General features: G+C 32.9%; 1 protein-coding gene. It reads right to left on the minus strand.

Features of this window, described 5'->3' with window-relative positions; translation table 11 throughout:
• Nucleotides 1–89: 89 nt before the first annotated feature.
• The coding region (locus NOU10_RS09180; protein ID WP_255906659.1) for a transposase at nt 90–1,079 on the minus strand (990 nt) is incomplete at its 5' end.

Raw genomic sequence — 1,079 nt, forward strand, 5'->3', positions numbered from 1 at the left:
AAAAAAGATACTTACGTCTTACACATCAATTTACCACAGCACTTTGTATACAATAATATACGGGTGGCGCGAGCTGCCAAACGCACCCTTTACTTAGCTTTAGCTAAGTTTTTTGGTTTTTCTAACTTGTCTAATCCTTTAGCTAGAATATTTTTAGCTGCATTCCAATCTCTAATATGGTGTTCATGACAATTAGGGCAAGTCCATTCTCTATCCTTGAGATTCAACTTATCAGTTCCATTTGTTCCCATTATAAAGCCACAAGCATAACAAGTCTGTGTTGTATTTTTAGGATTAACTGATATAACTGTTCTGTTATACAAATTAGCTTTATAATCCAATTTCTGTAAAAAGCTTCTCCAGCCTACATCGGATATAGACATAGCTAAAGCGTGATTCTTGAGCATATTTTTACTTCTCAAATTTTCTACTACCACCAAATCGTGGTTATTGATAAGTGCAGTAGTAACATGATTCAAAAAGTTATTACGTTGATTGCGCACTCTGTCATGGAGCTTAGCTACTAAAACTCTTTGTTTTTGGTAATTTTTACTATCACGTAAAGAACGTTTTTCTTTTTTAGCTCTTCTTTGCCTTCTAGATAATACTTTTTGAGCTTTAGCTATTTTACCTTTAATAGTACGGTAATAACGTGGATTAGCTACCACTTTACCAAAACTATCGGTCAAAAAATTCTCTGTATTCAAATCAACACCAACTTGAGAATTAGTTTTAGCTAATTTCTTTACAAATGGTGTATCAGAGCCTAATTGCATTGATACGAAATATCTATCAGCTGTATCTTTAGAGATAGTAACAGTACCGATTCTAATATCATCTTTATTGTCAATAATACGACGGTGAGAACCAGATACTCTTAATCTACCTAATTTAGGCAAACTAATATGATTCTTATCAAGAAATTTTACGCTAGCAGAATAAACGTCCATTTTAGCATCTTTACCATATTGAGCATTAGTTTGATAACTCAAACGGTAACTCTTTTTATGGAACTTAGGTGTACCAGATGAATGTACTTTTCTAAACATCTTCCACGCTTTTTGATAATTTTGAATAGC

It is taken from the genome of Ligilactobacillus sp. MP3 (genome assembly GCF_024436335.1).
Lineage (GTDB): Bacteria > Bacillota > Bacilli > Lactobacillales > Lactobacillaceae > Ligilactobacillus > Ligilactobacillus salivarius.